21 protein-coding genes and 1 pseudogene are annotated in these 26,848 nt (G+C 65.4%); 12 read left to right on the forward strand and 10 right to left on the reverse strand.

Translation table 11 applies throughout. The features are described from left to right. Nucleotides 1–90: 90 nt before the first annotated feature. From HMA55_RS09750 to groL, 6 genes are all read right to left on the reverse strand, one after another. On the reverse strand, nucleotides 91–1,575 hold the full coding sequence (locus HMA55_RS09750; protein ID WP_181192854.1) for a SpaH/EbpB family LPXTG-anchored major pilin: 1,485 nt from the start codon (nucleotides 1,573–1,575) through the stop codon (nucleotides 91–93). 106 nt (nucleotides 1,576–1,681) lie between these two features. Beyond that, complete coding sequence (locus HMA55_RS09755) at nucleotides 1,682–7,456, reverse strand: DUF5979 domain-containing protein (protein ID WP_181192855.1); 5,775 nt, start codon at nucleotides 7,454–7,456, stop codon at nucleotides 1,682–1,684. Between the two features lie 414 nt (nucleotides 7,457–7,870). Then, nucleotides 7,871–8,770 (reverse strand): polyphosphate kinase 2, encoded by a 900-nt coding sequence (gene ppk2, locus HMA55_RS09760; protein ID WP_181192856.1) that lies wholly within the window; start codon nucleotides 8,768–8,770, stop codon nucleotides 7,871–7,873. Nucleotides 8,771–8,871: 101 nt separating this feature from the next. Next, on the reverse strand, nucleotides 8,872–9,018 hold the full coding sequence (locus HMA55_RS09765) for a hypothetical protein (RefSeq protein WP_181192857.1): 147 nt from the start codon (nucleotides 9,016–9,018) through the stop codon (nucleotides 8,872–8,874). Between the two features lie 44 nt (nucleotides 9,019–9,062). After that, the gene (locus tag HMA55_RS11460; RefSeq protein ID WP_257802555.1) at nucleotides 9,063–9,191 is read right to left on the reverse strand and encodes a hypothetical protein; all 129 of its coding nucleotides are present in this window, start codon (nucleotides 9,189–9,191) and stop codon (nucleotides 9,063–9,065) included. 409 nt (nucleotides 9,192–9,600) lie between these two features. Beyond that, nucleotides 9,601–11,238 (reverse strand): chaperonin GroEL, encoded by a 1,638-nt coding sequence (groL, locus tag HMA55_RS09770; protein WP_181192858.1) that lies wholly within the window; start codon nucleotides 11,236–11,238, stop codon nucleotides 9,601–9,603. A gap of 250 nt (nucleotides 11,239–11,488) precedes the next feature. Between groL and HMA55_RS09775 the strand changes: the two genes are divergently transcribed. The 7 genes from HMA55_RS09775 to HMA55_RS09805 all read left to right on the forward strand — a co-directional run bounded on the left by HMA55_RS09775 (nucleotide 11,489) and on the right by HMA55_RS09805 (nucleotide 19,413). Continuing rightward, nucleotides 11,489–12,844, forward strand: a complete 1,356-nt coding sequence (locus HMA55_RS09775; RefSeq protein WP_181192859.1) for a dipeptidase — start codon at nucleotides 11,489–11,491, stop codon at nucleotides 12,842–12,844. 143 nt (nucleotides 12,845–12,987) lie between these two features. Beyond that, entirely contained in the window at nucleotides 12,988–15,966 is a 2,979-nt protein-coding gene (locus HMA55_RS09780; RefSeq protein WP_181192860.1) for a Na+/H+ antiporter subunit A, read from the forward strand. Then, nucleotides 15,967–16,461, forward strand: a complete 495-nt coding sequence (locus HMA55_RS09785; protein WP_181192861.1) for a Na(+)/H(+) antiporter subunit C — start codon at nucleotides 15,967–15,969, stop codon at nucleotides 16,459–16,461. Then, entirely contained in the window at nucleotides 16,451–18,235 is a 1,785-nt protein-coding gene (locus HMA55_RS09790; RefSeq protein WP_181192862.1) for a Na+/H+ antiporter subunit D, read from the forward strand. Before HMA55_RS09785 ends, HMA55_RS09790 begins: the two co-directional genes overlap by 11 nt. After that, nucleotides 18,235–18,747, forward strand: a complete 513-nt coding sequence (locus HMA55_RS09795) for a Na+/H+ antiporter subunit E (RefSeq protein ID WP_181192863.1) — start codon at nucleotides 18,235–18,237, stop codon at nucleotides 18,745–18,747. The genes HMA55_RS09790 and HMA55_RS09795 overlap by 1 nt, the downstream gene beginning before the upstream one ends. A 1-nt stretch (nucleotide 18,748) precedes the next feature. Next, a complete protein-coding gene (locus HMA55_RS09800; RefSeq protein WP_181192864.1) occupies nucleotides 18,749–19,027 on the forward strand; it encodes a monovalent cation/H+ antiporter complex subunit F in 279 nt (92 codons plus the stop codon). Further along, nucleotides 19,024–19,413, forward strand: coding sequence for a monovalent cation/H(+) antiporter subunit G (locus HMA55_RS09805; protein ID WP_181192865.1), 390 nt, complete (start codon nucleotides 19,024–19,026; stop codon nucleotides 19,411–19,413). Before HMA55_RS09800 ends, HMA55_RS09805 begins: the two co-directional genes overlap by 4 nt. On the opposite strand, the gene HMA55_RS09810 is transcribed toward HMA55_RS09805, so the two are convergent. The 3 genes from HMA55_RS09810 to HMA55_RS09820 all read right to left on the reverse strand — a co-directional run bounded on the left by HMA55_RS09810 (nucleotide 19,403) and on the right by HMA55_RS09820 (nucleotide 21,972). After that, on the reverse strand, nucleotides 19,403–20,533 hold the full coding sequence (locus HMA55_RS09810; protein ID WP_181192866.1) for a glutamate--cysteine ligase: 1,131 nt from the start codon (nucleotides 20,531–20,533) through the stop codon (nucleotides 19,403–19,405). The genes HMA55_RS09805 and HMA55_RS09810 overlap by 11 nt on opposite strands. A 73-nt stretch (nucleotides 20,534–20,606) precedes the next feature. Further along, nucleotides 20,607–21,692 (reverse strand): LytR C-terminal domain-containing protein, encoded by a 1,086-nt coding sequence (locus HMA55_RS11520; RefSeq protein WP_181192867.1) that lies wholly within the window; start codon nucleotides 21,690–21,692, stop codon nucleotides 20,607–20,609. Nucleotides 21,693–21,750: 58 nt separating this feature from the next. Next, complete coding sequence (locus HMA55_RS09820; RefSeq protein ID WP_181192868.1) at nucleotides 21,751–21,972, reverse strand: DUF3263 domain-containing protein; 222 nt, start codon at nucleotides 21,970–21,972, stop codon at nucleotides 21,751–21,753. 15 nt (nucleotides 21,973–21,987) lie between these two features. On the opposite strand from HMA55_RS09820, the gene HMA55_RS09825 reads away from it, so the two are divergent. Genes HMA55_RS09825 through cls form a run of 5 tightly spaced genes read left to right on the forward strand, consistent with a single transcriptional unit; the run spans nucleotide 21,988 to nucleotide 26,477 of the window. Continuing rightward, a complete protein-coding gene (locus tag HMA55_RS09825) occupies nucleotides 21,988–22,566 on the forward strand; it encodes a peptide deformylase (RefSeq protein WP_181192869.1) in 579 nt (192 codons plus the stop codon). A gap of 18 nt (nucleotides 22,567–22,584) precedes the next feature. Next, nucleotides 22,585–23,613, forward strand: a complete 1,029-nt coding sequence (locus HMA55_RS09830; RefSeq protein ID WP_181192870.1) for a hypothetical protein — start codon at nucleotides 22,585–22,587, stop codon at nucleotides 23,611–23,613. A gap of 2 nt (nucleotides 23,614–23,615) precedes the next feature. Beyond that, nucleotides 23,616–24,212 carry a GNAT family N-acetyltransferase, cg3035/Rv0428c family gene (locus tag HMA55_RS09835; protein ID WP_181192871.1) on the forward strand — a complete coding sequence of 199 codons (597 nt, stop codon included), beginning with the start codon at nucleotides 23,616–23,618 and terminating at the stop codon, nucleotides 24,210–24,212. Nucleotides 24,213–24,217: 5 nt separating this feature from the next. Further along, the gene (locus tag HMA55_RS09840) at nucleotides 24,218–25,009 is read left to right on the forward strand and encodes an exodeoxyribonuclease III (protein ID WP_181192872.1); all 792 of its coding nucleotides are present in this window, start codon (nucleotides 24,218–24,220) and stop codon (nucleotides 25,007–25,009) included. A gap of 7 nt (nucleotides 25,010–25,016) precedes the next feature. Continuing rightward, nucleotides 25,017–26,477: a cardiolipin synthase gene (gene cls / locus HMA55_RS09845; RefSeq protein WP_181192873.1), complete on the forward strand. Its 1,461-nt coding sequence runs from the start codon at nucleotides 25,017–25,019 to the stop codon at nucleotides 26,475–26,477. A 201-nt stretch (nucleotides 26,478–26,678) separates the two neighbouring features. Here the strand turns inward: cls and HMA55_RS09850 are convergent. Continuing rightward, nucleotides 26,679–26,848 (reverse strand): annotated as a pseudogene (locus tag HMA55_RS09850) (IS30 family transposase); the annotation flags it as partial.

Below are 26,848 nucleotides of genomic sequence, written 5' to 3' on the forward strand. Positions count from 1 at the left end.
CTTGCGTGGGCCACAGATGGTGAATGGCAGATGGTGAAAATGCGCCTTCGCCGGGCATATTCACCATCGGTGTTTCACCATCTGCGCGGTTTAAGCGTTGCGGCGGCTGAGCTGGTACGCAGCGCCACCACCGAACAGCACGAGGCCGAGCGCGAGGATGTAGAGCATGGTGCGCTCACCGGTCGCGGGCAGGCGGCCCCAGATGTTATCCGTCACGTCGTTGGTGGTCACGGTGTACACCGGACGACCGTTCACATCGTCGCCCTTGACGAGCTTCTGCGGCTCCGGGTTGACCAGGTAGCCGGCCGGCGCCTTGGTCTCCACGGCGCAGTACTCGGTCTCCGGGTCGAACTGGAGCGCAAACGCGGTCACGGACGCCGGAGCGGAATCGTCGCCGCCGACGGTGGTGAAGGTGTTGCCGGCCTGGGCCTTACCGGCCTCGTTCGCAGCGTTGAGGGCCACAGCGTCGTTGGAAACCTTGCCGTCCGAGCACGGCACAACCTGGAACTCGGCACCGGCGCCGGTCTTGTCGTTGTCCTTGTTCTTGTCGTTGACCGTCTTGGAGAACACCACGTTCACGTACTGGGTCTTGGTGTCGTTGGTTGTCTTGTTGCCGTCGATGATGTCCCGCTCCGGCACGGACTTGATCGACCCATCGCGGTTGGGCACATACACCTCGGCGGTGTTGACCACGGTGCCGTTCGCAGGGATCGTCTTCACGGTGGCGCCGAAGACAACCTGGACCTGCAGCTCCGGGTTGTCTTTGCGCAGGTTCGCCAGCTTCGTGCGGCCGCCATCAGTGAACTTCACCACGAGGCGGTTGTTTTCGTAGGTGACGGTGTAGTCACCCTCGGCCAGGGTTTCAGTGCTGTTCAGGACGGTGACCTCGGCGGAGCCGTCGTTAAGCGTGAATGCCGCGGGCACCTGGTCTTCGATGCGGTAATCGGAGATGGTGCGAGATCCGTCCTGCAGCACGTCACCGGCCGGGACCGGGGCCTTGACGGTGTAGGTGACGGTGTCGCCGACGTTCTTGTTGGTGTCGGAGACGGCCTTGGTCGGGTTGATCAGCTGGTTCTTCGGCGTGATCGTCGGGTTGTAGTTGATCGTGCCGTCCTCCTGCGTCAGCGGGAGGGTGACCAGGAACGGCGCGGCGACGGTGTAGTCGCCGTTGGCCAGCTCGGTGACGCGGTACAGGCCGACCTCGAGGTTGTCGAAGGTGACGGTGCCGTCCGCGCCGGTGGCCTTGGTGCCGATGGTCTCATCAACGGTCGCGGCAGTGGCGCCGCCTTCGACGATCTCGTTGGCCTCTTCCCAGCCCTTTGCGGTGTTCAGGCCGTTGGTCATCTTGATGCGTTCGACCTTGAACTCGGTGCCGGAGATGGCTTTCTGGTCCTGGCCCGGGGTGTTGTCCTGCTTGGAAATGGTCAGGCTCACCGGCTTCGACGCATCGATAGCGTTGTTGGCTTGCTGCGCGATGGCGACAGGCGCGAGGTCCGGGGCGACGGCGAGCGGGGTGGCGGTTGCGAACGCGGCCGCGGCGGCCAGCGCGAAGGTCTTCTTGGTCAGGTTCGACATGGTTCAGAATCCTTTTCTGGGAGTGGGTGTGTGGAGTTGGTTTTCGGAATTACGTGTGCCGGATTAGGAAAGCCCGTACACCGTCCGCTTGTAGCGGGCGAACTTTCTACACCTCAACGAGCTCACCGCCTTCCGCGCGCTCGTCGCGGCGGCTCACCCGCCATGCGCCCCAGCCGAACAGGACCAGGCCGAGCAGCAGGAACAGCACCAGGGTCTGCTCACCGGTTTCGGGGAGCAGCATGCTTAGCGACGCCGAAGGTTTCAACGCCCCCTGCGCATCCTTCGCCGCCACCGTCTGGGTCGCCCCGCCGGCGTTCGCGGCGGCGATGACGGTCACGGCGGCGTCGCCCTCGGCCGGGTAGCGCCAGGTCTCGTTGGCGCTTGCCGGGATGGAGACGTTGAAGGTGCAGGAAAACTCCCCGCCGGCGGCCAGCTCGGTGGTCGGGCAGATGCTGTCCGGCACGGCGCCGTCGTCGCCGATGCGCGTAACCACCCCGCCGCGGGTGACGTCCAGGCCGGCGAGCGACGGATCCGTCACCGTGAAATCCTTCAGCGGGAACTCGCCGGTGTTGGTCACGGTGTAGGTCATCCGCATGGACGTGGCGTCGTGGCGCAGCAGCGTGGTGCCGAAGGCGTCGCCGGTGAGCTGGCCCAGCGGAGTGCCGCCGATAGTCTTTTGCACCTTCAGCCCGGGGAAGGTGTTCTTGGCTGTGAGCGACCACCGGTCGCCGGAGCGGGCGAGGTCTGTCGGGTCGGAGACCGGCTGCGCGGTGAACACCACCGAATCGGTGTCGCCCTCGAGCGGGGTGACCAATTCGCCGTTAGACACCACCTGGAACACGGACGCGGCGTCGGGGTTGCCGTCGTCGACCTCGTCCACGGCGCAGTCGCTGTCCACCGGCACGTCCGCGATGGTGTGCGTCTCGCCGGCGTGCAGCTGGAACTCCTCACTCTGCGCCGAGCACGACTGGTGGAACGTGAACGTGCCGGAGCTCGGGCCGGCGGCGGTCTTGGTAAATGCGACGTCGTAGTGGGCGCGCGGGTGGTAGATGTCCGCGCCGACGGTCAGCGCGGTCTCCGCCGACGGCAGGTTCGCCGCGGTGGCAAAGGTGTACGAGTACGCCTTGTCGGAGCCGTTCACCTCGTCCGGGGCGAGGTTGGACAGCGAGCCGGTGGGCAGCGCGGGCGAACCGCTCCCCCACGTGGCGTACTGCGCCAGCGGGGTGCGTGCGCCGTCGGTCACCTCGAGCTGGCCGCGAGCGGCGAGCGCCGCGCTGCCGGCGAAGTCGAGCGTGCAGTTCGCCCCCACCGGCAGGTCCACGACCTGCCCGCCCGCCGGGGCTTCGAAGCTGCGGGGCATCTCCGATCCGGACAGGGCGGTCAGCGGGAACTGCCTGGTCACGGCGGTCTGCGCGGGGTTGTCGCAACGCAGCTGCGCGGTGTAGCCCGCCTCATCCGCGCCGACGAGGTAGCCGGAGTTGAACACCGCCAGACGCACCGGGGTGGTGCGCCGCTCCACCTTGTTCACGAAGTGGAGGTCCACCGGCGCGGTTACGCCCGGGTTGGGGGCGTAGCCGCGCACGACCTTCTGCTCCGGGGTGATGGTCAGCGCCTCCGGCACGTTCGACGCATCCTGTTCGTTGAACGTGCACAGTGACCCGGCGGGGACCTTCGCCTCGCCGGAGACGAACGCGCTGTTACTGAAGTCGCCCTTGCGGATGCTCGCCGGGATGACGTAGCCATCTGCCGGGCGCAGCTTCTCCGGGATGAAGGAGGTCTCGCCCACCGAGCTGGTTTGGTAGCCGATCGCCTTGCACTGCAGCGTGAAGTTGAACGTGTAGTCGTCCGGGATCTCGCTGAGGTTGCCCGCCGCGCCGGCGAGGTCCTTGCGCAGACGCACCGCGGAGGTCTCGTACTCGTAGTGGTTGTCCAGGCGGACGTGGTTCTTCGCCGGGTCGTCCACGGTGAGGAACACCGGCGACGTGGTCGTGTCGTTGTCCAGCTTCTGGTCCGGGTAGGCGTTGCCGCCTTCGCGGTCCACAACCCAATCCACAAAGGCCGGGCGCAAGAACGCCTTCAGGTCGTCTTGCCCGTCGTTCATCGCCAGGGCGAGGGAGCCGAACTTGTCTCCGGTGAGTTGGCAGTCGGCGCCGACCGGGACGCCGTCGAAAAGCGCAGTGCCCTCACCCTTGATGGACTTCTGCTGCTCCTGCAGCACCGCGGTGTCACCCGTCTCCGGGTCGCGGCACACGAGGGTGAACGAGTGGTTGTACAGCGCGTCCTGCAGGTCCTTTCCGGCATTCGCGTACTGGGTGCGGATGCTGTCGGTGGGCAGGATCGCTTTCTTGTCCAGCTGAATCTGGGTGACTCGGCGGGAGTAGGTGTTGATGAACAGCAGCGTCGTGCCGCCGTCGCTGACGACGAAGTCGGCGGAGCCGCCGTTTACCTGCGCACCGTTGACCGCCATGGACTTGTCCAGTGTGATGCCCACCGCGGTGGAGGTCTCCCCCTCGGTGGCAGTACAGCTGGAGCCGACCGCCGCTGTCGTGCCGCCGGGCGCCTGGCCCTGCTGCACCGTGGTGGACAGGCGCGGGCCTTCCGTGCCGTCTGGGTTGGTGCACGTCAAGGTCACCGGGAACACGCGGTTGGTCTTGATGTCCCGGCGCGGCTGCGAGATCAGGTTGTTCGGGTCGTTGAACCGCACTTCCTTGGTTCCCTGCACCGGCGCCTGAATGAGGTTGTACTCGTGGTGCACGTCCATGGTGGACTGCTTGCCGATGGTGAACTGCCCATTCGCCCCCACATCCTTGCTGCCACCAGCGTCAGCGGCGTAGAGATACTCGGACGTGCTGCTGATCGGGTACTCCCGCCCGTCCTTCGTCGTCCGGGTCGCGCTGTCACCGCTTTCCGCGAGCGTGCATTGCGTGCCCTGCGGCACCTGCCCGGCAGTGAACTCGGCGCTTCCGCCGGGTGCGAGGTCAAAGCGGTCGGTGAAGCCATTGTCGCAGGTGAGCTCATAGCTTAACGACGATGGCGCCAGCGTCGTCCGACCACCAGTGCGCAAATTGACCGTCAACCCATTGCCCGCCGGAGCGAACGTGTTGGTCACCGTGGCAGTGGTGGTGTCCTGGGAGATCGTCGGGGTGATGCTCTGCACGTCCGTGCTGAACAGGATCCCGCCCGCGACCTGCGGGGTCTCCTCCGTGAAGGTGCACGTGTTGCCGTAAGGCACTCCCATACTGCCGCCGAGGTCGTTTGCCGCGGCGTCGTCCGCCTTCAGCGTGACAGTGCCGTTCGCCGCGACGGTCGCGCGGCCGGCGAGCTCCACGGAGCGGGACTGCCCCGCCACACCGGTGTTCACGTTGCGCGTGCCGCAGCGGAACGAGAACGCATACGTGCTGGGGAGCTTGCCCGTGACGGTGGAGTTGACCACCTTGTTCAGCTGTACCGTGCCCAGCTTCGGGTCGAAGGTGTTGATCACAGTGACCAGGTTGCGGTCCGTGCCGGAGACCGGCCGGATGGTGTAAATGGCCCGGTTCTTCGCCTCCGCGTTGGTCAACGTGGTCACTTGGTCGCTGGCGTTGGACGCGCTGACCTTCGCACCGACGAACTTCGTGTTCGCGGTTTCGCCGGGTTCGTCCTCCCACACCTTGCACGCGGCGCTGGCCGGGACGCTGTCGATAGCCGCCTCGCCGTCGGAGCCGGTTAGTGTGACGGTCCCCTCCTTCGCGGGACGGCCGGCCACCTCGCACCGGTAGTGCACCGTGTACGTCAGCTTGGCGACATCCGGGTCGCCGGCGGCGAGGCCGTTGACCTGGTTGCGGATGTGCAGGGGGAACGTGAGGTAGGCGTAGCTCGTGGTGAAGTGGAGCTCCGGCGTCGTGCCTTCGTGGAGCGTGAAGTGGTATTCCGCGCCCGACGGGTTCAGCGGCGCGCCGGCGAGCTGGGCATCGCGGCCGGTGAACTCGATGGTCTTGCGTTGCTCCTCGGTGAGGTCCGTCAGCGGCGTGATCGAGCAGTCCCGCTCCACCGGGATGTTGTCCAGGGTGACGGCGTTGGACGGCTTCGCCTGGGTCAGATCCAGCGTGAATTCTCGGCTGATGTTGGTCCCGGCGCACGTCAGGTTGAAGCGGTAGGTCCCGCCAACCTTGCCGTCTGTGACCGGGTCTCCGACGATCGTCTTGCTGAAGACGAGCTTGCCCGGCGTGTACGTGTAGGAGTTGTTGGCGTTTGCCGAGCCGATAGCTGTGGGAGCAGCCGCCGTGGTTGGCAGCTGGACCGTCACCGGTGCCGAAGCGGACGGCGCAGCCGTGCCGTTCCACGACAGGGTGAGTTTCGTTCCGGCAGGCGGCGCCGGGACCTTCTCCGTGATGGTGCAGGTGCTGCCCTGGGGCAGGTTGTCCACGCTGGCGGAGCGCCCCTTTTCCACAACAACGTCGTCTTCGAGCTTGACGCTTGGATATGCAGTTTTGAACCCTTCGGGCACGGTGCACTTGTAGTGCAGCGTGTACTTCTGCAGGCTGTTTTCCGCGAAGTTCGCGGCGTTGCCGTCCACTGTCTTAGCCAGGTTGAGCTTGGCGGGTTTAAACTTCGATTCCCAGGTGACGGAGCAGTTTGGGACACGGGTTTCGGCCGCAGGGATCAGCAGCGTCGACGTGCCAGTCTGGGCGTTTTCCGTCAGCGTGTAGCCCGTAGGCACCGCCCCCTTGCGGATGAGGTAGGTTTCGCTGTTCGTTCCGCCCGAGGTGAGGGTGCACTTCCACACTGGGTCGTAGCGGTCGAACGCGCGGTCTGCTGGGTCGAGCGTGGAGGTGTAGCCCAGCTGGTCAAGTGGGACGCCGTCGGATCCGACGCGGCGAAGCGCCGTGGTCGAACCACCCGCCGGGGTGGATAACGTGGTGCGGTTGGAGCCGTCCTGCAAAAACGCCGAGTAGCTGGCAGTTCGCGCGGTGGGGTCCGCCACCTTTTCAAAGGCGTTCTGCACCGTGGCGGAGCCTTCTTTGTCGAAGGCGATGCGGCTCAGCGCGATGCCGATAGCCACGCCCTGCGTTCCGGTGCTGTTGGAACCCATGCTGACCTGCAGCGTCTTCGGGTTGTCAACGCCAACCACCCACGTGCCGTACGTGCCGGTTGAGCGGGAGAAGCACACGAACCCGCGGGAGCGGCCGTCGGACATGCTGCCCCAGTTCTTCGGTTCGTTCCCGGGACCGAACTGCGGGTCCCTGCCGCCGGTGCAAGCATCTTTCGCGTTCGGCGGGGTAAGGCGGACCGCCTGTCCCACCGTTCCGCCATCGACGCTGATCATCTCGCCGTTTCCGCCGGCACCGGTGGACTCGCCGTCCACCACGGCGAAGCGGTACGACGCGAGCGGATCGGCCACCCCGTTTCGCTTCACCACAATGTCCGACAGTGTGAAACGGGCGAACGGGTCACCCGCACCTTCCATCTGCAGAATGTCCTGCGACGTCGAGCTTGGGTACCGCTCGAAGAACCCGGTGTTCGTTTTAGCGAATGCCGTGCCGGACCAGCTGGGGTTGGAATTGGCGGTGAACCGGGTGCTGGTGTTTTTCGTTTCAATCCCGAGGTTGAAGGTGATGGTGTAGTCGCCCACCTTCTTCGTCTTCGCACCCGGAGTGGTCATGTCCGACACGTCGAGCCAGCACATCTGGTTGGCCCATGCCTCAGCAACACCGGTGCCCCTGCGGAACGAGCAGTCCCCAAAGTTCACGCCGTCATTTGAGGTAGTTTGGGCCTCCGCCTGCTGCACTCCCGGGGACACGACACCCGCGACAAGCGTCAGCGCGGCAAGAATCAGCGCTGCCCAAACCGCCACTGCGCCATGCTGGCGGCGGCTGGATGTGGGGTGGACAGTCTGGGACATGCATCCTCGGATCATTGTGAACTTTTCAATAACGTCATGGATGCTACGCGGGAAACGTGAAGATGAAAACACGGAGAAATCAGCATTTTAAAAGTTGGACACGCCGGCTCTTCACAGCCCTCTCCCAGCCCCTCGGCTGGGCAGCTCATTTCCGCACGTTAAGAGATTATGCAACTCACGTCAGAGCTCTGCCTTGAGGGGACGACCCCCTTCGCACGCGTCCCATCGCCCACGTGTTTTCCGTCACCACCCGCTGAACACCCCAAAGATTTCGAGTTCCACCTTTCGAAGATCAGCCCAATTTCCATGGTTTTCGAAATCCGCTCTTCGAAACCTTTGGGCAGCCGCCCCCACGGATAGACAGCAAAACGCCCGGCTGACGGAATCAGCCGGGCGTCGAAAAGCGATAGGCCCCTAGTCGCCGATCTGGTCGCGGCCGCGCTTCACGATGAGCGGGTCCGGCTCACCCACAACCTCGTGGTCCTTGTTTGTGTACTCGAACTTGCTCAAGATGTAGCGCATCGCGTTCAGGCGCGCGCGCTTCTTGTCGTTGGACTTGATAGTGATCCAGGGGGACTCGTCGGTGTCCGTGTAGCGGAACTGCTCCTCCTTGGCGCGGGTGTAGTCCTCCCACTTGTCCAGGGAGGCAAGGTCCATCGGCGAGAGCTTCCACTGGCGCACCGGGTCCACCTGGCGGATGGCAAAGCGGGTGCGCTGCTCCTTTTGCGTCACGGAGAACCAGAACTTGGTCAGCGAAATCCCGGAGCCCAAGATCATGTTCTCAAGCATCGGAACCTCGCGCAGGAACTCCGCGTGCTGCGACTCGGTGCAAAAGCCCATAACGCGCTCCACGCCGGAGCGGTTGTACCAGGAGCGGTCGAAGAAGACGATCTCGCCAGCTGCCGGGAAGTGCTCGATGTAACGCTGGAAGTACCAGGACGTGGACTCGCGCGGGGAGGGCTTCTCCAGCGCCACGGTGCGGGCGCCGCGCGGGTTGAGGTGCTCGTTGAAGCGCTTGATGGTGCCGCCCTTACCGGCGGCGTCGCGGCCCTCGAAGAGGATGATGTGGCGCTGGCCGGTATCTTTCGTCCAGTTCTGCCACTTCAGCAGCTCGATCTGCAGCGCGCGCTTCTCCTTCTCGTAATCGTCACGGGAGAGGCGCTCGTCGTACGGGTAGTTCTCCCGCCACGTCTGAATGGCGGTGCCGTCCGGCATGAGCAGGACAGGATCGTCCTCGTCGGTGTCGTCCACAACCCAGCCCTCGGTCTGGGCGAGGTCGATCATCGGCAGTTCGTCGTCTTTATTGTCAGCCATGACTTCCAGTGTATTCGGCGCGGGCGAGCTCTGCCCAGATATGTCGGAATGCAAAAAGGCCCCGCCGCTTTACGACGGGACCTTCGGCTAGCGCGCGCTACTTACGCAACCAGGCCGATCAGCTTGGAAACAGCCTCAGCGAGCTCGCCGAGGTTGCCCAGCAGCTCAACGAGAGCGCCCGGAACCTTGGTGACGCCGTTAGCGCCGGTGCCGGAGGAAAGTGCGACCCAGTTATTCAATGCTTCCATGATGATTCTCCTTTAAAAGTTTCTTTGTTGGGTGATGCGAAGGCTTACTTGGAGACCTTGTCGGCGAAGTCCTTGAGGGTCTTCGGGGTCTTGGTGAAGAGCTTGGAGAGGTTCTTCGCGAAGGTAGCGAACTGGTCCAGAGCCTTCTTAGCGGACTTGAGATCGAAAGGCATTGATTTCCCCTTTTCGATAGGTGCCAGTGGTTGTCTGGCAAAACTTGACAGGTACTGACACCCAGCGGGCGTCACACGGGATATTTTGCCACACCGGCCAGCTGCGTCAAGGGCTTCCTGAAAATCCAATTTGTGCCGTGCAGCTCACATACAGGTGTTATGCGTTCACCGAAACGTAACCTTTTCGCGACCGGGCCGATAACCTGCCCCGACCAATTGTCGAAAGTTAACACCAATTGAATATCCGCCAGAATGCGTAACTCAATCGGACCCCACAACGATCTGTACACGCTCAAAAACCCACGGCGTCGGTACCGCTCCACACCATTTCGGGGGTGGCCGAAGGTGACGTCGATAGATGCAAAAAAGCGCGCCCCGAAGGACGCGCTTTTTAAGCCTCAGGGCCGATTTACATCATGCCCATAGCCTCCGGGTCCATGCCCGGGTTTGCACCAGCCGGCTCCGGCTTGTCAGCCACGACAGCCTCGGTGGTGAGGAACAGCGCGGCGATGGAGGCGGCGTTCTGCAGTGCGGAACGAGTCACCTTGGCCGGGTCGGCGATGCCGTTGGCCAGCATGTCCACGTACTCGCCGGTGGCGGCGTTCAGGCCCTGGCCGTCGGGGAGGTTGGCAACCTTGTCGGCCACCACGCCCGGCTCCAGGCCAGCGTTGAGCGCGATCTGCTTCAGCGGTGCGGAGAGCGCCTCGCGGACGATCTTCACGCCGGTGGCCTCGTCGCCCTCGAGACCGAGGTCGTCGGACAGCTCGTTCGCAGCCTGCAGCAGGGCCACGCCACCGCCGGCGACGATGCCCTCCTCCACGGCAGCCTTGGCGTTACGCACGGCGTCCTCGATGCGCAGCTTCTGCTCCTTGAGCTCAACCTCGGTGGCGGCGCCAACTTTGATCACCGCAACACCGCCAGCCAGCTTGGCCAGGCGCTCCTGCAGCTTCTCGCGGTCGTACTCGGAGTCGGAGTTGTCGATCTCGGCGCGGATCTGCTTCACGCGGCCGTCGATCTGCGCCTGGTCGCCGGCGCCCTGGACGATGGTGGTCTCGTCCTTGGTCACAACAACCTTGCGCGCCTGGCCGAGCAGCTCGATGCCGGCGGTCTCCAGCGACAGGCCGACCTCTTCGGAGATGACCTGGCCGCCGGTGAGGATGGCCAGGTCCTGCAGCATGGCCTTGCGGCGGTCGCCGAAGCCCGGGGCCTTCACAGCCACGGACTTAAAGGTGCCGCGAATCTTGTTCACCACGAGGGTGGACAGGGCCTCGCCCTCGACGTCCTCGGCGATAATCAGCAGCGGCTTGCCGGACTGCATGACCTGCTCAAGCACCGGCACGAGCTCCTTGACGTTGGAGATCTTGCCGGAGACCAGCAGGATGTACGGGTCTTCCAGCACGGCCTCGCCGCGCTCCATGTCGGTGGCGAAGTATGCGGAGATGAAGCCCTTGTCAAAGCGCATGCCCTCGGTGACCTCGAGGTCCACGCCGAAGGTGTTGGACTCCTCCACCGTGATCACGGACTCCTTGTTCACGGAGCCGTTGCCCACGGCGTACATGGCCTCGGCGATCTTCTTACCAATCTCCGGGTCGGAGGCGGAAATGCCAGCGGTGGAGGCGATCTCCTCCTGGGTCTCCACTTCCTTGGCCTGGTCGAGCAGGTACTGGGAGACCTTGTCGGTGGCGGCCTGGATGCCGCGCTTGATGCCCATCGGGTTGGAGCCAGCCGCGACGTTGCGCAGGCCCTCGCGTACGAGCGCCTGAGCGAGGACGGTGGCGGTGGTGGTGCCGTCGCCCGCAACGTCGTCGGTCTTCTTCGCAACTTCCTTGACCAGCTCTGCGCCGATCTTCTCGTACGGGTCCTCGAGGTCGATCTCCTTGGCGATGGTCACGCCGTCGTTGGTGATCGTCGGGGCGCCCCAGGACTTCTCCAGCACCACGTTGCGGCCCTTGGGGCCCAGCGTGACCTTCACGGCGTCAGCCAGCGTGTTCAGGCCGTTTTCGAGGCTGCGGCGTGCTTCCTCGTCGAATGCAATCATCTTTGCCATGTGAGTGTGTCACTCCTTATATATATAGGCGTTGGTGGACGTTCACTCAGTTCGTCTGTGCAAGCAGGCGCCCGCGACGGCACGGCTGACGAGTGGTCTCAGCCTCACCCGCTCTTCTTCGTTTTATCTGGCACTCGGTTTGGGTGAGTGCCAGCCCCATTTTTAGCACTCGTCAGAGTTGAGTGCAAGGCACGCAAGCGGTGATGCACGCTTTCCAGACCGCTATCGCCGGCGCTGCTAGCGTGGGGCCATGACTGACAACGCCGTACGTACCACATACCAACCCCAACGCGACCGAATTTTCGCAGACCTGTCCACGCTGGTCTCCTTTAACTCCCCGCACTCCACCCCGGCGCTGGCGGACCAACACGAGGCTGCCTGCGCATGGACGGCGAAGGCCCTGGAGGGCCTCGGGTTGGAGGTGACTCGCTATCCAACGGTGGATGACGCGGACACGATCGTCGCTAAGCGTGAGCCCAAAAACGGCGCGCCCACAGTGCTGCTGTACTCCCACTACGACGTCGTCCCGGCGAACAACCCCGAGGCGTGGACGAACGACCCGTTCGAGCTGACGGAGCGCGACGGCCGCTGGTACGGCCGCGGCGCCGCGGACTGCAAGGGCAACCTGGCCATGCACCTCGAGGCGCTTCGCATGCTGGAGGAAAACGGTGGCACGGATCTCGGCTTGAAGGTTGTGGTCGAGGGATCCGAGGAGCTCGGCGGCGACGACGGCCTGGGCAAACTCATCGAGGAAAAGCCGGAGGTCTTCGAGGCGGACGCCATCCTCATCGCGGACTCCGGCAACATGGCCGTCGGCGTGCCGACGTTGACCACGTCCCTGCGCGGCAGCGCCCAGGTGAAGGTGACGGTGGAGACACTGGCCAACCAGGTCCACTCCGGCAGCTACGGCGGCGCCGCCCCGGATGCGGCCCACGCGCTGATGGTGATTGCAACGTCGCTTTTCGACGAACACGGCCGCACCACCATCGACGGCGTGGACGCCACCGCGAAGTGGGACGGCGACCCGTACGACCGCGAAGCGTTTCGCGCCGACGCCACCGTGTTGGAGGGCGTGCAGCTACTGGGCACGGTTGACGACGAGCCGGCGGACCTGGTCTGGGCACGGCCAGCCGTGACCATGATCGGGTTCACCTCCACCCCGGTCGCCGAGGCCATGAACGCTGTCAACGCCCGCGCACAGGCGCAGTTCAACGTGCGCGTGCCGGCAGGCCAGAGTGCCGCAGAGATCGCACAGAAGATGGAGGAGCACATCAAGGCCCACACCCCGTGGGGCGCGAAGGTGGACGTTGAGGTCAGCGGAGTCAACGAGCCGTTCTCCACGGACCCGAAGGCGGGTGCCGTAGCCACCCTGGGCAAGTGCCTGAAGGAGGCGTACGGCGCCGACAATCTCGCCGTGATCGGCTCAGGCGGCTCCATCCCGCTCACGATCACGCTGCAGAACACCTTCCCCGACGCCGAGATTGCCCTGTTCGGCGTGGAAGAGCCCCTGTGCGGCATCCACGGCGTGGACGAGTCCGTGGACCCGACGGAGATCGAGCGCGTCGCCGTCGCTGAGGCGAGCTTCCTTCAGCGATACGGCAAGTAGCACCAGAAATCGCTAGAGTTACTTTCCAACGGCCGCGCCACCGGTGTTGACGCGTAGATATGTCTGTGCGAACTCAATGAGCTCCCCCGCTTGCGGCGCGGTGTGCCCCACACGCACACGACAAGAGGAGGGCCGCGCACCCCGTGCTGATTCTGCTCATCGCACTTACCGCCGCCACGCTGGCTGGCCCCGTGCTTTTGCGCACGGTGGGCCGCGCCGCGTTTGGCATCCTCGCACTCGTCCCACTGGGCGGGTTCATGTGGGTCGCCCGTCTCTTCGCCAGCGGGGTGTTCCGCGACGGCGGTGAGGTAAAAGCGGCGTTTACTTGGATGCCGTCTGCGAACCTCAATTTAGAATTCCGCCTGGACGCGCTCGCGGGCTTATTCAGCCTGATTATTTTGGGTGTCGGCGCGCTCGTGCTGCTGTATTGCTGGGGTTACTTCGATTCCAACCCGAGGCGGCTAGCGAAGTTCGGCTTCGAGCTGACGTTCTTCGCCACCACCATGTACGGCCTGGTTATCGCCGACAACTTCCTGCTCATGTATGTGTTCTGGGAGCTGACGTCGGTGCTGTCCTACATGCTGGTGTCGTATTACGGGGAGCGGGCATCGTCCCGGCGCGCGGCCATGCAGGCGCTGATGGTCACCACCATGGGCGGGCTTGCCATGCTGGTGGGCATCAACCTGCTGGGCAACAAGGCCCAGATTTGGAAGCTATCTGAGGTTTCCCAGATTGCGGACATTGAGAACACACCGGCAATCTCAGCCGCGATCGTGCTGATCATGCTGGGCGCGCTGACCAAGTCGGCGCAGGCCCCCTGGCACTTTTGGTTGCCCGGCGCGATGGCCGCTCCCACCCCTGTGTCCGCCTACCTGCACTCCGCGGCGATGGTGAAGGCGGGCATCTACCTAGTGGCCCGCCTCGCCCCGGACCTGTCCGCGGTGACCACGTGGCACCTGGTGGTGCTTTCCACCGGCGGCTTCACCATGCTGCTGGGCGGCTGGATGGCGCTGAAGCAGCGGGACCTGAAGCTGGTCCTCGCCTACGGGACGGTGAGCCAGCTCGGCTTCATCATCACCGTCATCGGCGTGGGATCGCGCGAGGCGACCATGGCTGGCCTGGCCATCACGTTCGCGCACTCCTTGTTCAAGGCCGCGCTGTTCATGATCGTCGGCGCGATCGACCACACCACGGGCACCCGCGACATCCACGAGCTGTCCGGGCTGGGCAAGAAGCAGCCGCTGCTGATGGTGCTGGCCACAATCTCTGCGGCCTCCATGGCGGGCATCCCGCCGCTGTTCGGCTTTGTGGCCAAAGAGACGGCGCTCGACGCGATCCTGCACGAAGAGCTGCTCACCGGTATGCCCGGCAAAATCACGCTGGTGGTGCTGGTGGTGGGCTCCATCCTCACCATGGCGTACTCCCTGTACTTCGTCTTCGGGGCCTTCGCCACCAAGAAGGGCGCGGGCGGGCAGTCTGATGCCGTGGCCAGCATGCACCACGTCGGGTGGAAACTGTGGCTCTCCCCCGCCATCCTCACCGCCTGCACAGTGGCCTTCGGCTTGGTGCCGGCAGTGCTTTCGCAGCTGATCAACGAGTACCTCAACGTCCGGTTCCCGGATGTGGAAGGCTCGCATCTGGCCCTGTGGCACGGCTTTACGGTGCCGCTTGCCCTGTCCGGTGTGATCATCGGCGTCGGCGCGATCATGTTCTGGCAGCGCGACGTGGTGGCCAAGGCCCAGTTCGAGCGCCCAGCGCTCGGCGACGCCAACGCGGTGTGGGACACCATCATGGCAACGCTGCGCCGCTGGTCGCTCAAGCTCACGGCGTCCACGCAACGCGGCTCGCTGGTAATCAACCTCGCCGTGATTTTCACGGTTCTCACCGTGGTCCCCCTAGCGGCACTGATCTTGGGCGAATCCAACAACATCCGCATGACGGTGTGGGACAACGTGTGGCAAGGCCTCACCGTCACGGTCATGGCTGGTCTGGCGTTCTTCGCCACCGTGCAGCACAACCGCCTCTCCGGGGTGATCCTGGTGGGGCTGACCGGCTACTTCATGGCTCTGCTCTTCGTGCTGCACGGCGCCCCGGACCTCGCGCTCACCCAAGCGCTGGTGGAAACCATCGTCATGGTGGTGTTCATGCTGGTGCTGCGCAAGATGCCCACCGAGGCGGAGCAGCGCGGCGAGGACAACCGCCTGCGCGCCTGGTTGGCCATCGGCACCGGCGTGTCCGTGGTCACGGTGGCCATGACGGCTATGTCTGCTCGCGTCGCCGAGCCAATTTCGAAATACATGCCGAAACTGGCGTACGAAATCGGCCACGGACGCAACACCGTCAACGTGCTGCTGGTGGACCTGCGCGCGGCCGACACGTTCGGCGAGACGCTGGTGATCGTGGTCGCCGCGACGGGTACCGCCAGCCTCATCTTCGGCACATTCCGCTTCGACCCGGAATCGCGCCGCCCCACGCTGTCCACCACCAAGGCGCGCTGGCTCGCCTCAGGCGTGGAAACGGAGACCGCACAGAACCGTTCCATCCTGGTGGACGTGGTCACCCGCGTGCTGTTCCCGTCCATGATGCTGCTGTCCGCCTATTTCTTCTTCTCCGGCCACAATGCGCCGGGCGGCGGATTCGCCGGTGGTCTGGTGGCGGCGCTGGCTCTGACGCTGAGGTATCTCGCCGGCGGGCGCAGGGAAGCAGAAGAAACGCTGCCCGTGCACCCGGGCAAGGTGATGGGTATCGGCATCATGTTCACCACCGTCGCCGCGGTCGCACCGATGTTCTTCGGCTACCCGCCGCTGACCTCGTCGTACGCGGAGATCGACGTGCCGCTGATCGGGGAGGTCACGGCGCCGTCCGCGCTGATCTTCGACGCGGGCGTGTACGTCATCGTGGTCGGGCTGATCATGCACGTGCTGGCGTCCATGGGCGCCTACCTCGACCGCGAGGAAGACACACGCAAGCAGCGGGCCCGCGACCGCGCGCGCGAGCTGCAGGCCAAAAACGAGGAACGGCGCCGCCTTATGTCCGAGGGCCGCAGGGCGCGTTTCGACGAACGCAGGGCGGTGGCCGCCAGTGGATCGTCGATACGCAATAGCGAAAGGAGGGGCAGCTAGATGGAGGCGAACCTGTTTCTGCTCATCGGCGCTGGCGTGCTGATCGCATGCGGCGTGTACCTGATGCTGGATAAATCCATGACGCGCATGATCATGGGTGTGACCCTGATCGGCAACGGCGCGAACCTGCTCCTGTTGCAGTCGGGCGGGCCAGCGGGCTCGCCGCCGATTCTCGGGCGCAACTCCGAGACGGCGGCGAACAGCGCGGACCCGCTCGCGCAGGCGATGATCCTCACCGCGATCGTGATTTCCATGGCGATGGTCGGCTTCATGCTCGCGCTGGCCTACCGGCAGTACCGCTTCCGCACAGACGACATCGTGGAACGCGACGAGGAAGACCGCGCGATTGCGGCGCGGCCCTCCACAGCGGGGCCGGACCGCGACAAGTCCGACGACGCGCAAACCGGCAAGGCCAGCCCCTCCGGCGACGAGTTCGGCCCCAAGCCGTTCGAGGACCCGGTGAAGGAAGTGAAGGGAGGCGGCGATGCGAGCTAGCTTCATGGCGTTCGCCGACTGGGCCCTCCCCCTCATCCCCTACCTGACGGTCCTGCCGATCATCCTGCCCGCCTTCGCCGCCGGCCTGATCCTGCTCTTCCGCGGTGTGAACTTCCAGCGCGCGATTGCGCTGAGCACCCTGACGCTGCTGACAGTAATCTCCGCGGTGTTGATCATCGTGGCCGACACCCACGGCATCCAAACCGTGCAAATGGGCGGTTGGGAAGCCCCGGTGGGCATCACCATGGTGGCGGACCGGCTGTCCTCCATCATGCTGTTCGTCTCCTCCATCGTCCTGTTCGCGGTGATGTGGTACGGCATCTCGCAGGGGCTTCGCGACGGCGACGAGGACGACCCGGTAGCCGTCTTCTTGCCCACCTACATGCTGCTGACCATGGGCGTGAACCTCTCGTTCCTCGCGGGCGACCTGTTCAACCTCTACGTCGGCTTCGAAGTCTTCCTGGTGGCCTCCTACGTGCTGCTCACCCTGGGGGCATCCTCGCAGCGCGTGCGCGCAGGTATCGGCTACGTCATGGTGTCGATGGCGTCTTCCATGGTGTTCCTCTTCGCGCTCGCGCTGGTGTACGCCTCCGTGGGCACGGTGAATATGGCCCAGGCCGGCACCCGCATGGAGGAGCTGCCCACCGGCACCCAGGCTGCCATCTTCGCCACCTTCATCGTGGCGTTCGGCATCAAGGCCGCGATCTTCCCGTTGGACGCGTGGCTGCCGGACTCCTACCCCACCGCGGCCTCCATCGTCACGGCCGTCTTCGCGGGCCTGCTGACCAAGGTGGGTGTGTACGCCATCATTCGCGTGCGCTCCACGGTGTTCACCGACGGATCGCTGGACAACACGCTCATGGTGGTGGCGTTGCTGACCATGATTGTCGGTGTGATGGGCGCGATCGCCCAAAACGACATCAAGCGCCTCATGTCGTTCACCCTGGTCAGCCACATCGGGTACATGATCTTCGGTGTGGCCCTCGGCTCGGTGGCGGGGCTGTCCGGCGCCATCTTCTACGCCGTGCACCACATTTTGGTGCAGACCTCGCTGTTCCTCGTGGTGGGCCTGGTGGAGCGCCAAGCCGGTTCGGCGCAGCTGCGACGGTTAGGCTCCCTGCTCTACACCGCGCCCGTGATCGCGGCGCTCTACCTCATCCCCGCGCTCAACCTCGGCGGCATTCCCCCATTGTCAGGTTTTTTGGGCAAGGTCATGCTCATCCAGGCTGGCGCGGAAGACGGCTCCTGGTTGGCGTGGGTGCTCATCGGCGGCGCCGTAGTCACCTCGCTGCTGACCTTGTACGCCATGATGAACGTCTGGACCAAGGGGTTCCTGCGCGACCGCGCGGACGCACCCGAGGGCGACGTGGTGCTCGCCCGCCCAGCTAACCTGGCGGAGCGCGGCGAGACCGTCGCGGCCGAGGAGCGAAACGACGTCGGCCGCATCCCCGTGGGAATGTTCCTGTCCACAGCGTTTCTGGTGGCCGCCTCCACGTCCATCACTTTCCTCGCCGGCCCCATTTCCAACATCACGGACCGCGCGGCCCAATCCGCCCAGGACCAGTCCATCTACCGCAGCGCCGTGCTTAGCGACGACCCTTCGGCCCCCACCCGCAACCTCGACTCCTTCCGCGAGCAGACAGGTGCCGGCGGCGGCAGGGACTCCCTCGAGCACCGCGACTCCTCCCGCCCGGCCGGGCCGACCTCAACCGGCGTGACCACCGAGATGGTGCCCGACCCCGTGGACGCAGAATCGAACGAGGTGAGCCAGTAATGCTCTCCGGACTTACCCACCGCTTCCGCCCACTGTCCGTGCTCTGGCTGACGTTCATGTGGGTGTTGCTCATGGGCGAAATCAGCTGGGGCAACCTTGTCGCCGGCCTCGTCCTGGGCACCATCATCGTCCTGGCGCTTCCCCTGCCACCGATCCCACGCAGCGGCAACAGGGTGCACTGGCTCAAACTCGCGGCGTTCATGGCGGAGTGGTTCTGGGACCTGCTGGTCGCCTCCGCAAAGGTGGCCTGGCTCTCGCTGCGCCGGGCGCCGCAGCCGAAGAACGCCATCCTGCGCGTACCCATGCGCTTGAGCAACGAGCTGGTGCTCTACCTGGCCACCTGTGCCTACAACCTGCAGCCGGGCGGCACCGTCACGGACATCGACTTGGCCAACCGTGAGTGGACCATCCACGTCCTCGACGCTAACACCGAGGCGGACATCGCCCGCGAGATTGCCAATGTGCAGAAACTGGAGCGCCAAATGATCGCCATCTTCGAAGGAGGACGCTGATATGAACGCCACCATCTACACGGTTTTCCTCACCGTGGCCGCGGTGTTCCTCGTCGCCGGGTTTTTCATCTTCGCCTGGCGGGCCATCGTGGGCCCCGATTCTATGGACCGCGTCCTGGCCAACGACGGCATTACCGCCTCCCTGCAGTGCGCGCTTGCCCTCTACATCTGCTGGACGCTAGACACTACGGTGGTCAACGTCATGATCGTGATCGCCCTGCTCGGCTTCATTGCCACCCTGTCCGTGGCCCGCTTCCGCAAGAGGGACGGTTCCCTATGATCTCCGCAATCACAGACATCATCTCCCTGGTATTCATCCTGCCCGGCGCGTTCATGGTCTTCTCCGCCGCCGTAGGCACCGCCCGCTTCAACTCCACGCTGGCACGCGTGCACGCCATCACCAAGCCGCAGACCACCGGCCTGGTGCTCATGATCGCCGGCACGATCATCCGCGTCACTGGCTCGCAGGACTTCGGGGTGCACGAAAAGGGCGACATCGGCATGATGGTGCTGCTGGTCCTCTTCGCGTTGATGACCAGCCCGGTGACCGCCCAGCGAATGGGTCGCATCGCCCGCCGCGAGGGCCTCTACGGCGGGGAAGAGCAGCTCACCCGCAACGACCGGCCGGCAAGCTACCACCCGCGGCGTTTGAACCCTAAAGGGTGAGCTCCCACATCTCCGCGCAGGTGGCGTCCACAACGTCCTTCCAATCCCCGGTCCGCTGGTAGATGGCGCGCTGGCGCTGGTAGCCCGCGCCGCGCTCGATGATTTCGCGGACCAGCTCCAGCTCGTCCAGGCAGTCCAGGTCGGTGGCGGTGGGCGTGAGCTCGTCGATAAGCAGCTGCAGCTCGTTTTTCACCCAGTCCTCATCGGTGTCGCGGCTGGTGATCACCAGTGCGTCCATGCCGTAGCGGGCGCCGCGCCACTTGTTTTCCGCAACGTGCCACTGCTGCAGCGTGGGCAGCTCCTCGCCGCGCTCGAGCATGCGGTCGTAGTGCACGACCAAGCAGTGTGTGAGGGCCACGACGGCCGCGAGCTCGCGCAGGTTGCTCGTCGCGTCTGAAATGCGGACCTCGATGGTGCCCCACTTCGCCGCCGGGCGGACGTCGAAGTGCATGGAGCCGGTGTGGTTGATCACGCCGGAAGTCTGCTGGTCGCGCATGAAGTCGACCCACTCGTCCCAGCTCTGAAACTGGTACGGCATGCCCGCGGTGGGAAGCTGCTGGTAGAGCATGGTGCGGTTCGACGCGTACGAAGTGTCGATGCCGTCCCAGCCGGGGCTCGACGCCGAGATAGCCAGCAGGTGCGGGTACTTCGTCATCACCGCGTTGATGATCGGCCACACCTTGTCCTCGTGGGAAATGCCCACGTGGCAGTGGATGCCCCACAGCAGCATGTGCTGGCCCCAGTACTGGGTGCGGTTGACGATTTCCTCGTAGGTGCTCTTCGGGCTCAGCGGGTTGGTGCGGAAATCCGAGAACGGGTGCCCGCCGGACGCCCAGAGCCGCAGGCCCATCTCGTCCGTCACTTCCTTGATCGCGTTGAGGTCCTTCTGGAGGGCGCGGATGGCCTCCTTGGTGTTGGCGCAGATAGGCGTGACCAGCTCGATGGTGTTTTGGAGGAACTCGCGCTCTAGGTGGATGTCGGGATAGCGGGCCTGCACCTCGTCGATGACCTCGGCGGCGCGGGGCACGAGGTCACGCGTTTCCGGGTCAACGAGGCAGATCTCCCACTCGACGCCGAGGGTGGGGCCTTCAGACCTGGCAAAGTCGCGGAATGGATCCATAGTGCCCGAGCCTATCGTCTGCGGTGCGCTCGGTTGGCCCCGGAGGCGGGTTTATATGCGCGGGTGCTGGGGGCTAGCCCGCCAGCACCACGGCGACGGCCGCGCGGTTGTTCGCCGCCTGCTCCGGAATGCTCACCGCACCGTCCGGGATGTCGCCCTTTGCACGCGCGGCTCCGCCGACGCGGCGGGCGATGTCGGCCGCGACCTGCTCCGCACCCGGGACGGACGGATCGAAAAAGACGTAGGTCTCCGGGAACACGCCGTAGACCTGCTCCGGCATGTTCATCACTGCGGCGTCCGTCGAGTTGTTGGCCACGTTGTACTGGCCCTTCAGCTGGTCGGCCGTGCGGCTGGCCAGGTCCGGGGTGCCGGAGTTGTTGTAGATGAACACCTGGGCGGAGGCGGCGTCGATGGGCGCACCTGCCGGGGCCGGTGCCGGCTGGCCTTGCGCGCCCGGCTGGCCCTGCTGGCCTTGCTGGTCTTGCTGCCCCTCCGGGCGCGGCGCGTTCTGGTCCTGCGGCGCCTGCGCGTTCGGGTCGCCCGCGCGGACGGTGTCAGTCACCGTGGCGGTGGCCTGCGCGTTCGGGTCCTGCGCCTGCTGGGCGCCGTCCTGGCCCGCCTGCGCGTTCGGGTCCTGCGCCGGGGAGCCAGCCGGCGCCGCCGGCGAAGAGCCCACCATGGTCGACGAGGCCGGCGCAGCGCCTTCGCCGTTGCCGTCCTTGTCGTCCTGCGTCATCTTCCAGACGCCCCACAGCGCCAGCAGCGCCGCTACCGCGATAAGGATCATGGCCAGGCCGCGCTTGGGCAGCCCGCCCTCGGCGGCAGCTGCCTGACCGCGGTTCTCCGGCTGATCCTCGTACGGTTCCTCGTAGACGGCATCGTCGGCGAAGCGGCCGCCTTCGTCAGCGCCCGCTGCGTACTCGGTGGTGTAGTCCCCCTCGTAGGCGGGATCCTCCTCGCGGCGGTGCGCGCCGCGGTAGCCGGCGCCAGTGCCGGCGGTCTCGGCGGGGTAATCGTCGACGATCTCTGCGTCGATCGGCTCGGTGGCACCCGCCGAGCCGTCATCGTAAGCGTCGTCGCCCAAGTACTTGGAATAGTGCGTCGAATCGGAGTCGAACCCAGCGTCGGAGCGGTCGTTGCCGTAGTTATCTTTAGTCACATCGGCAACTCTAACCACACCGCCCCGTGAAGCCGTGACAACACACCGTAAACCTCAGCTAGAGGTTGGGACCTTGGCCGTCGCGAAGCCTCTGCAGCCTCCGCACCAGCTGCGGTTCGGCGGCGAGCGCATCGGGAGAGTCCAGCAGCGCGTTCAAGCGCTGGTAGTAGCGGATCGGCTGCATACCCAGCTCCGCGCGCACCGCATCCTCCCGCGCGCCGATAGACCGCGGGGCGTGCGCAGCGAAGCGCAGCACGGCGAGGTCGGTCTCTGAGAGCATGCCTAATATATTGGCATGACCATCCGACCCATCGTTATCCACGGCGACCCGGTGCTGCACGAACCCACCAAGGAAGTGACCCAGCCCGTTGAGGAGCTCGCCGAGCTCATCGCCGACATGCACGAGACCATGGACGCCGCCCACGGCGTTGGCCTGGCCGCCAACCAAATCGGCGTGCCGCTTCGCATCTTCGTCTACCACTGCCCCGACGGCGACCAAATGCGCCGCGGCACCGTGATCAACCCGGTACTTGAAACCTCCGAGATCCCGAAAACCATGCCGTCGGACGACGGCGAGGACGACGAAGGCTGCCTGTCCGTGCCGGGCTACAGCTGGCCCACCGGCCGCGCAGACTGGGCGAAAGTGAGGGGCCTGGACGAAAACGGCAACGAGATCGAGGTCGAGGGCACCGGCTTTTTCGCCCGCTGCCTGCAGCACGAAACCGGCCATCTGGACGGCTTCCTCTACACCGACGTGCTCACCGGCCGCTACAAAAAGGAAGCCAAGCGCGTCATCCGGGACAACGGCTGGAAGGAGGCCGGCCACACCTGGCTGCCAGGTACTGATGAGGATCCGTTCGGCCACGACGAATAAGGCGCTAAGATAGCCGCCATGCGTATCCCCGCCACCATCGCCGCCGCATCGCTCACCCTCGCCCCCGCGACGCCCGTGGAGCAGTTGCTCGACAGCGTCTCCGAAACCCACACCACATCGATCACCGCCATCAACAGCGCGGAGACCGACGACGAGGTCCGGGACGTGCTGATCCAGTGGCGCAAGGAACTCATCACCGCCGCCGACGAGCTGGCGGATCTGCGCGAGGAAGCCGCCGCCGACGGCCTGAGCAAGCAGGAAAAGGCCACCTTCGACGAGGCCGACGCCGCGATCAAGCGCGAGCGGGCAGGTGTCCGCGAGTTGCGCGCGGAGCTTTTACCTGAAGACGCTCCGGTGGTCATCCCCGCCCCGATCGAAGGCCTCGGCGGCATCCTGGGCACTACCGCGTTTGATGCCTACGAGCGCTCGGACAACGGCGACGCGCCGATCGTCTTCGGCATCCCCGGCGTGGACGGCGGACGGGCGCCCGGCGCGGAAGCAACCACCGGCGCAACCACCACGCCTGCCACCACCCGCGCGGCCAAGCCGACCGTGGTGAAAGAGCCCACCGCGCCGACCACCACCGCGCCGGGATTCGGCCCCGAGGTGACCCACCGCGTGGAGCGCCTGCAGGACGAGACGACCACCGAGACCCCCTCGTCCACGACATCCACGGAGACGTCTACGTCGACCACCTCGTCGGCTACGGCCACCGAGTCCGCAACCTCCACCACCACGGCAGCGACCACAACCACGCCTGCAACCACCACCTCGGCTTCCACCACCGCGTCCGTGATGGAAAACCGCACGACGTCCGCCACCTCGAGCACGACCAGGTCCAGCTCGACCACCACGTCGTCCTCCTCCACTACGCGCAGCACCACCTCGTCCACCACCACGACCGAGGACGATGACGAGCGCGACGGCGACCTCGCGGAAACCGGCACCCCGATGCGCGCGTTGATCACCGTCGGCGTGCTATCCCTGCTCGTCGGCGCGGCCCTGGTGCTCACCGGTGCGGCCCGCCCCCGCGGGGCCCGCAAGTAGGCGTGTCCCGGATCTTCCGCTCCGACGATGTCGCGGTGGGCGACCGCGTCGTGGTGCGCCAGCGTCGTGGCGAGCACGCCAGCGACATCATCGGGCATGTGGTGACGCTTGACCCGCTGGTGATCCGCCCGCAGGAGGTGGGCGGGTTCCCTTCCTCCAAGGAGGCCATCGAGGTCACGGACCTGCACATCATCAAAAAGCTCTCCCCGCGCACGGTGCGCAACTCCGAGATCCGCGCCCTGGAGCGCCGTCTCGCCAAGCGCCTCACCGTGCACGAAGAGCAGTGGGCCGGCGGCTGGTGCATGCGCACCGGCGATGGCGACGAGGCGAATTCCGCGGTCCCGCTCGGCCCCTCCGCGGGCTTTGAGCCGCTGCCTCTCGACGCCATCCGGGCCTTCTACACCTCGCGCAACCTCCCCGTGCGGCTGACCATCCCCGAGCGGATAGGCAAACCCGCGCTGAAGGTGCTCGACGACGCATGGGAACTCCAAGACGAGCAGATTGTGTGGGTTGCGGGGGAGGCCTTCGGTGTGGCGTCGATAGGCAATACGCCCGAGGGAGCACTCGAACACCACCGCAGGCGGCTGGCGCTAGGCTAGTCCGCATGCGAATCGCCACATGGAACGTCAACTCGGTGCGCACGCGCGCCGAGCGGATCGCTGCCTTCCTCGAGCGCGAGGACGTGGACGTGCTGGCGATGCAGGAGACCAAGACCGCGGACGCGAAATTTCCGTACGCCACCTTCGAAGCCGCAGGCTACGAGGTCGCGCACGTGGGCGTGAGCCAGTGGAACGGCGTGGCCATCGCCTCGCGCGTGGGCCTGGACAACGTGCGCGACAGCTTCGAGCGCCAACCGGAGTTTGCCAAGACCGGCGACCCCCAGCTCGAAGCCCGGGCCGTGGGGGCGGTGTGCGGCGGGGTGGACGTGTGGAGCCTGTACGTGCCTAACGGCCGCGAGATCGGGGACCCGCACTACGACTACAAGCTGCAATTCCTGTGGTCGCTCGCCGACCAGGTCCAGCCCGGGGAGCTGCAGGTCTACATGGGCGACTTCAACGTCGCACCCCGCGACGAGGACGTGTGGGACGTGGCCTGGTTCGAGGGCAAAACGCACGTCACCGAGCCGGAGCGCGCCGCGTTCCAGATGCTGCTGGAGGCCGGGTTGTACAAGGTCGAGCACGAGGAGCAGTACTCGTTCTGGGACTACAAGTCCATGCGCTTCCAGAAAAACGAAGGCATGCTCATCGACTTCCAGCTGGCCACCAAGCCCCTGTTCGAACGGGTCCAGCGAGCCTTCGTGGACGTGGAGGAGCGCAACGGCAAAGGCGCATCCGACCACGCACCCGTGATCGTGGACTACGACACCCGCGGCCTCGCCTACGACGACGTCCGGTGAGGGCCCGATGAGCCTGGACCTTTCCTGGTGGCAGTTCACCGCCATGGTCGTGGATTACGCCATCAAGTTCGTCATGATCGGCGTGGTTCCCGGCGGGCGCAAGCCGTCGTCCGCCAACGCATGGCTACTGCTCATCCTGCTGCTGCCGATAGTCGGCCTGCCGCTGTACCTGCTGTTCGGCTCCACCTTCGTGTCGCGGCGCCGCCACCGCATCCAAGTCGAAGCGCGCAGCGCGCTGGATGGGGCGTGGGCGGGCCCGGAGGGCGTGGAGCGGCAACTGCCCCCCGAAACCGCCTCCGTGGTTCACCTCAACCGCGAGCTCACCGGCTACCCCGCCGTCAGCGGGCAGGTGCGCGCGCTGTGGTCCGACTACACCATGACCATGCAGCGAATCGCCAAGCTTATCGACGACGCTTCCGCCACCATCTCCATCGAAATCTACGCCGTAGCCTGGGACGACACCACGGATGTTGTCTTCCAAGCCCTCGAGCGCGCGGTGGAGCGCGGCGTGCACGTTCGTCTCCTGTTCGACCACATCGGATCCGCCAAGTACCCGGGTTTTAAAAAACTGAAAAAGCGGCTCACCGCCATCGGCGTGGACTGGAACATGATGCTGCCCCTCGCCCCGCTGCGTGCCCGCTGGCGCCGCCCGGACCTGCGCAACCACCGCAAACTGGTGGTCATCGACTCGCGGGTGGCCTTCATGGGGTCCTTCAACCTCATCGACCGCAGCTACCTCATGCCCGGCCACGTGCGGGCGGGCCGACAGTGGGTCGACGCGTTTGTGGAACTCGAGGGCCCAATCGTCGGCTCCATCGAGTCCATGTTCGCCGTGGACTGGTACACCGAGTCCGGCGAGCGGCTCGATGTTGCGGGAGCACCGAAGGAGACGTCGATAGGCAGTGGCGACGTGCTGCAGCTCGTGCCCTCCGGACCCGGCTACCTCACCGAGCCGAACCTGCGCATGTTCAACTCCATGATCCACAACGCCAAGGAGCAGATCACGCTGTGCTCCCCGTACTTCGTGCCGGAGGAATCGCTGCTGGAGGCCATCACCTCCGCCTGCTACCGGGGCGTGCGCGTGGATCTCCTCGTAGGCGAGAGGTCCGACCAATTCATGGTGCAGCACGCCCAATCCGCATACTACGAGCAGCTGCTCAAAGCCGGCGTGCGCATCTGGGAATTCCCGGCACCATATGTGCTGCACACCAAGTTTGTCTTGACGGATCCCGGGCACGAGGGCGCCGTCGGCGTAGTGGGGTCCTCCAACATGGACATCCGGTCCTTTTCCCTGAACTATGAGTCTTCTCTGTTCGTCGCGTCCGGGCCGCTGCTCGGCGCGCTGGAGCAGCTCGGCGCGAACTACCTGGCCGTGTCTAGGGAGCTGACGCTGGAGCGGTGGTCGCGCAGGCCGTGGTACCGGCGATATGTGGACAACGTGATGAAGCTGACGTCTGCGCTGCAGTAGGGGTTTCCGTCGTCGGGGCCCGCCGACGCCGCCTGCCGACGCAGCCGTTTCCCCTGCCCCTGATTCTGCCCCGCCGCGCGGTATGCCCCGCCGCGCGGTATGCCCCGCCGCGCCGCCGCGCCGCTGCCCCGTTGTGCCGCCCCTCCCCCTGGCAAATGGTGAATCTCAAATGGTGAATATGCGGCATTTTGGCGGGCGGGATCAAGCGGTTAATGCGCCACGTTTGAATATTTGCTGGAGTATCTCACGTGGGGTTGCTCCGCCGAGGACTTGTCGGGGTGTGTCGTTGAGTTCGTCTTGCACCCAGGCGACGTGCTCGGGGGTGACTTCGGCGAAGTCGGTGCCTTTCTTGTAGAAGCGGCGGCGGATCT

The sequence above is a fragment of the Corynebacterium wankanglinii genome (assembly GCF_013601005.1).
GTDB lineage: Bacteria > Actinomycetota > Actinomycetes > Mycobacteriales > Mycobacteriaceae > Corynebacterium > Corynebacterium wankanglinii.